The sequence below is a fragment of the Campylobacter aviculae genome (genome assembly GCF_005406215.1).
Taxonomy (GTDB): domain Bacteria; phylum Campylobacterota; class Campylobacteria; order Campylobacterales; family Campylobacteraceae; genus Campylobacter_D; species Campylobacter_D aviculae.
The window spans coordinates 1-5877 of sequence record NZ_NXMA01000029.1; the positions used below are offsets into that span (position 1 = coordinate 1).

At 28.9% G+C, this 5877-nt stretch carries 4 protein-coding genes and 1 pseudogene; 4 read left to right on the forward strand and 1 reads right to left on the reverse strand.

All coding sequences use genetic code 11. From position 1 onward, the window contains the following. Window positions 1-241: pseudogene (locus CQA76_RS08650) on the forward strand (imm11 family protein); the annotation flags it as partial. Between the two features lie 74 nt (window positions 242-315). On the opposite strand, the gene CQA76_RS08655 reads toward CQA76_RS08650, so the two are convergent. Beyond that, window positions 316-3828, reverse strand: coding sequence for an acyl-[ACP]--phospholipid O-acyltransferase (locus CQA76_RS08655; RefSeq protein WP_137622986.1), 3513 nt, complete (start codon window positions 3826-3828; stop codon window positions 316-318). A gap of 263 nt (window positions 3829-4091) precedes the next feature. Between CQA76_RS08655 and CQA76_RS08660 the strand changes: the two genes are divergently transcribed. The 3 genes from CQA76_RS08660 to CQA76_RS08670 all read left to right on the forward strand — a co-directional run. Further along, window positions 4092-4694, forward strand: coding sequence for a bacteriocin (locus CQA76_RS08660; protein ID WP_137622987.1), 603 nt, complete (start codon window positions 4092-4094; stop codon window positions 4692-4694). Further along, on the forward strand, window positions 4691-5311 hold the full coding sequence (locus tag CQA76_RS09110; RefSeq protein ID WP_170999738.1) for a hypothetical protein: 621 nt from the start codon (window positions 4691-4693) through the stop codon (window positions 5309-5311). The genes CQA76_RS08660 and CQA76_RS09110 overlap by 4 nt, the downstream gene beginning before the upstream one ends. 145 nt (window positions 5312-5456) lie before the next feature. Next, the coding region (locus tag CQA76_RS08670; protein ID WP_408608987.1) for a Cj0814 family flagellar-dependent secreted protein at window positions 5457-5877 on the forward strand (421 nt) is incomplete at its 3' end.

Consider the following 5877-nt stretch of genomic DNA (forward strand, 5'->3'; position numbering starts at 1 on the left):
TGATCTTGTAGATATAAAAAATAATGATGAATATGCACTTTTAGAATCTAAACCTATTGCAAATTGGCAAACACCTACATTTGAAATCGATGAAAATGATGGTAAGATACTGACTGATTTAATATCTAATGCATACAATTGGCGTATAGTAACCCCTAAATTTATCAATTTAATGCAAGATTTAATCAAAGATCAGATTCAATTTTTAAAAGAAGTAAAATTATATCACTGTAAAATATAGACTTATTTTAAGATAAATGGTATATAAGCGAAAATAAAAAATAAAGAGAATATATTACCTCTTTATCAATTTTATTAAATCAAATTTTTTGCTAATTCTTTAGCTCCTTTTAGATCTACTTTTCCAGAACCCAGAAGAGGAATTTTCTCTACTTTAAAATAGCGACTCGGTTTAAAAATAGCAGGCATATTAGAATTTTTAATAGCCTCACAAATTCCTTCAAAAAACTCATCATCACATTCGATAAGCAAAGCAATTTGTTCTCCTTTTTTTTCATCTTCTAAAGCTACGGCACAGAATTTAACCACATCAGTATTGATAAATTTGGCTATTTCTTCTTCTAAAGTTCCAAGTGAAATCATCTCACCGCCAATTTTTGCAAAACGTGAATAGCGATCGACTATATATAAAAAGCCATCTTCGTCCAAATGCCCTTTATCGCCTGTGTTATACCATCTAATACCATCAATTTCTTTAATCACTTCATCGGTTTTTTCTTTATTGTTAAGATATCCTACCATAACTTGATGGCCACCTATGAGTATAAGCCCATCTTCATTGGTTTTAAGATTTTCATAGGTATTTGGATCGACAATTCTAACCGCAGTTCCAGGTAAAGGCATACCCACACTTCCTTCTTTACTTGCACGATGTATAAGCCAATGATCCGCATCAAAGCGATTTGGAAGATTTACACTTGCTACAGGCGTAGTTTCCGTAGCCCCATATCCTTCAAAAATGGTTTTTTTAAACTTCATTTCAAAGGCATTTCTAACTTCATTTTTAAGTTTTTCTGCTCCTGAAACTACGATTCTTAGACTTTCAAACATTAAAGCATCTAGCTTTTTATTTCTTGCGTAAATTCCTAAAAATGTAGAAGTTCCGCACATTATAGTTACATTGTTTTTAGCTATGGCTTTGGCAATACCTAGAGCATCGGTTGGATCCGCAAAAGTAATACTTCTAATCCCTTCAAGCAAAGGCAAAAATGTTGCAACTGTAAGTCCAAAAGCGTGAAAAGGCGGTAAGGATGAAAGCATGACATCACTATTTCTTGTACATAAAACATCAGAAATTTGGGCAATATTGCTTAAAATGTTTCTATTATTAAGCATAATACCTTTTGGGGCACCCTCGCTACCACTACTAAAAAGTATAGCCGCTATGGCGAGATTGTTTTTAGATGGAGTAAATATGGTTTTTAAAATAAAAGATGGCAGTAAGCTTACCATTATCATTGTTCTTAAGATTTTGGCTTTTTGTTTTTTAAAATTATCTACAATATCTTCCATAAAAATCAGATGAATATTTTCATCAAAATTTAATTTTAAGCCTTTATTTTCTAGTTTTTCTAAGAATTTTCTTGAGGTATAAATTTGTGAAATTTGTGCGTTTTCTACGGCAGCTTTTAAAGCCTTTTCTCCAGCTGTAAAATTAAGATTAACGATAACTTTTTGTGCAATAAGCACTGAAAGAGTTACCAAAGAACTTGCAAAAGAAGCTGGAAGTAAAATACCTATACATTCTTCTTTGGGAGCATAACTTCCACGTTCAAAGCGAATATTTAATTTTTGAGTATTTTCTTTTATAAAAGCACTTAAAACAAGACTAAGACTCAACATTTTTCTATAAGTGATTGCACCAGCTATAGTATCTATGATGGCTATATTGTTAAGATTTCTTTTTGCACTGCTAATCCAAGCTCTTGCTATAGTATGCATTGCTTCACATTGAGATTTCCAAGCCATAAAAGAAAGTTCAAAAACCTTAGCCTTAACTTCATCTTTTTTTGAATGCAATGGCATTGCTTTGCCAAAGGCTATAGCTATTCTTCTTTTACTAAAAGTTTTATTTCTGGCTGAAAACTCTTCATCACTTCTTGAAAAAGAGCTACCCCAAAGTCCTTTAATATAAAAGGGTAAAATGATTCCATCATTTTCTTCTAAATTAGAGCAAACGTGTTCAAAACCTGCTTTAAATTCATTTAATTGTCCGTGACGAGAGAGCATACCTTCTGGAAAAAGACAAACCAAATCTCCATTTTTAATATGCTCTGCGATGAGTTCTAAACTCGCTTTACTTCCTGTGCTTGAAACAGGAATAACGCCAAATTTATCCAAAAAGAATTTAATATACCATTTAGAATAAATACTTCTTTCCATAACAAAATAAACTTTTCTTGGTATAGCCATTTGAACAATAGCCCAGTCTATAAAAGAGATATGATTTCCTAAAAGTAGAGCACCTCCTTTTTCAGGGATATTTTCAAAACCTTCCACAAGCAAACGATATCTTCCTAAAAATGCGATGTTTAAAAGAATTCTAACCAAAGAAAAAGGAAGTTTAAAAACAACATAAATTGCACCAAAAAAGGCTACAAACATGATAAAATAAAACAGATAAATAACATCGAGTTTGAAATTTGCAAACAAAGTAGCCAAAGCAAGAAAAGCTAACATGGTTATATTTTGTATGAAGTTATTTCCAGCTAAAATTTTTCCAAGCTCATTTTCTTTTGCGTGAAATTGTATAAGCGAATTTAAAGGAATAATAAAAAGAGATCCGCAAAAGCCAAAAAGAAAAAATAAAAAACTATAAGTAATCAAGCTTGTAAAATAAGGTAATATTAAAGTGATAATAAAAACTCCTAAGGCTCCAAATGGAATAAGACCTAATTCTATATAATTTTTAGAAAATTTGCCCGCCATTAAAGAACCTAAAATCACACCTATGCCAGAAAATCCTAAAGAGACTTGTACAAAAAACGTATTATCAATTAAAAGTTCATTTTTACTAAACACTGGAAAGGTTACCAAATAAAGTTGAGAAATAGCCCAAAAAATAGAAATTCCAACGATACATAACCAAATAGTTTTATTTTTGAAAATAAGTTTTAAATTTTTTGTTAGCAACTTGGCGCTTAGGTATTCTTGCGTATTAAATCTTAAATTTTTATCTTCGTTTTTAAGCTGTGGCAAACGACAAGCTAAGTAAAATTCAATCAAAGAAAAACCTATGAGTAAAAATCCTAAAGGTGCAACCTGTTTTAAAATATCTGATGGATCGGTGTTATTTGTAGGTTGATATAAATTTTCAAAACCAAGGGAAAATACAGCCATTCCAGCTAAAATAGCAACTATGCTGATAGCATTAACCGCACCATTTCCCATAGCAAGAAGATCTTTTCCAACTAATTCTTTTATAAAACCATACTTACTAGGAGAATAAAGTGCTGCTTGAACTCCCATGATAAAAGTAAAGACAAAAGCTGTCCAAAAAGCTCCATTATAATAACAAGCACAAATGATAATAGTTAAAATCACATTAAAACCAGCCGAAATTTTCATAATCCAATTTTTAGGATATTTATCGGCTAAAAATCCTGAAGGAGAAAGCATTAAAATAAAAGGAAGTAGTATGAGTGCATTTACAATCGCTGTTAATAAAAGTTGAGTATCTTCTTCATAAATTTTATAAATAGTATTTTGAATAATAATCTTATGTCCTAAATCAACAAAGGCATTAATAAAGGCTATAAATAAAAAAGGTAAGATACCTTTAATACTAAAAAAAGTTTTTTTTTGCATTTTTTGTGTTCCCTGATTGTTTTTTGGAGAAATATTTTATCATAATTTTTTATTTGCTTATCTTTAATATAGAGGAATTTTTATTTTAAAGTAAAGAAGCTTGAAAATCTTTAATATTAAAAAATAAAAAATTCTTAAAACACTAAAAATTCATATAAATATTATTCAAATCTCTACAAATTAAGATTTTTAAAAATTTGATTTAAAATTATCATTTATGATAAAATAGTTTATGTTATATTTTTACATAGAAGGGGTAAATTATGATTAAAAAATTACTTAGTGTTGCAACTTTAGGTGCTTTATTAGCAAGTTCTGCTTTTGGGGATGATTTTTTAGCTAAAGTCAGTAATGGTGCACTCAGTGATAATAGTGCAGGTGTTAAAGTTCTTAGTCTTAATGAGATGAAAGATGTTAAGGGCGGGTATCAAGTTGTATTTTTAAGTAATGGATCCAAATGGAATCTAGCAACGGAGCTATATGCCTTAGCAAAATACACAGAAGGTGAACATCAATATATAATTAATTATTTTTTAAATTCAAACAAACCAAAGGGTTTATGTGGCATAGGTCAAGATTCTTGTTCAAATCCTAGTAGTAATAGGCTTACAGAATTTCTTCAAGTAACACAAGGAGCTATAAATTTATTACCTGTTTATAGTGTTAAAAGACAAGTAAAAGTTTCAGGTTTAGGAAAACCTTATGTTTTATTTACATATGGAGTTGGAGCCTATGATCCTAATACTTCTCAATTGTATAAATTTAACTCTAGCCCAATACTAAATAATAACATGATAATTAAAGAAATGGCTAATAAATACAAAGATCAAATGGAATATGCTCTTGGAGGATGGTATATAAGATGATGCTCTTAAGCTCTTATTATAAATATTATGGAAGTAATCCTTTAAAAGATCTTATTAAACTTAGAAGTGAAATTATTAAAAATGAAAATCTTGAACTTACAAAACAAGAAAGAATAAATTTGGGAAATAGTCTTATAGAGGAGTATGGAAATGATGTAAAACTAAGCAATAAAGTAGGATTAATCGAGGGCTCAATAGAAGATAAGCTTAGAAAAAATGAATTGTCAAAATCAGAAGTTAAAAATTTATTTAAGTGGATTAGTGAAAACACTAATTCGCCCCATTGGATGTATATTGATGGGGTAAATTATGATGAAGCTAAAGTTAAAGTTTTTCAAACAAGTAAAAGCATAGATGAATTTAAAAAAAATTATCTCGAGTTTCAAAAAAAGTACTTTGCTGATCTTAGCAAGCCAATTAATGAATCGCCAGAAATGTTAGAAAAAACCAAAACGCCTCAACCCATCCAAGCAGAAAGTAAAAACAAAGAAACTTACAAAGATGAAATAAAAAATAGTTTTTGGGAACAATTTTTAAAAGTTCAAAAAGAAAATGGAGTAGATATTTTAGAACTTATGGAAAAACTTAATGAAAAAAGCATAGATAAAAGAGTTTAAAAAATAATTTTAAAATTTAAAATTATTAAAAAAACAAATTTATAAAAATATATCATTATTTCTATAACATAAACTTCTTATCATTTCTACCGATATACAAGGTAGAAATGATAAATATTATCTACACTAACCAAAAGGCAGTAAAATGATAAATAATATAAATTCTTACTCAAATTATAATTACTATACAAATACTTTAAATTCTAATAAAAAGAATTCTAAAACAAATGATTCAGTAGATAATAACAACAATAATATTTCAAACAATACCTCATTAAAACAAACCCAAGAAACAAATTCAAATTTAGTAAGCGATAAATCTAAGGCTGTTAATAAAATACTAGGTTATGGTGTAGATGAAGATGGTTTTTTTACCAGTGATTTTAATGAAGCTGCAGGAATACCTAAAGATTATAAGATTTATGCTAAAGATATGGAAAGTTTTGTGAATTTTCAAGAAAATGATATTTTATCCATGTATCATAAAATAGACATAGCTAAAGCCATAGGAAATGCTTACAAAGTTCTTTCACAACTTATGCCTCAAACTTCAAATTCAAGTCTTA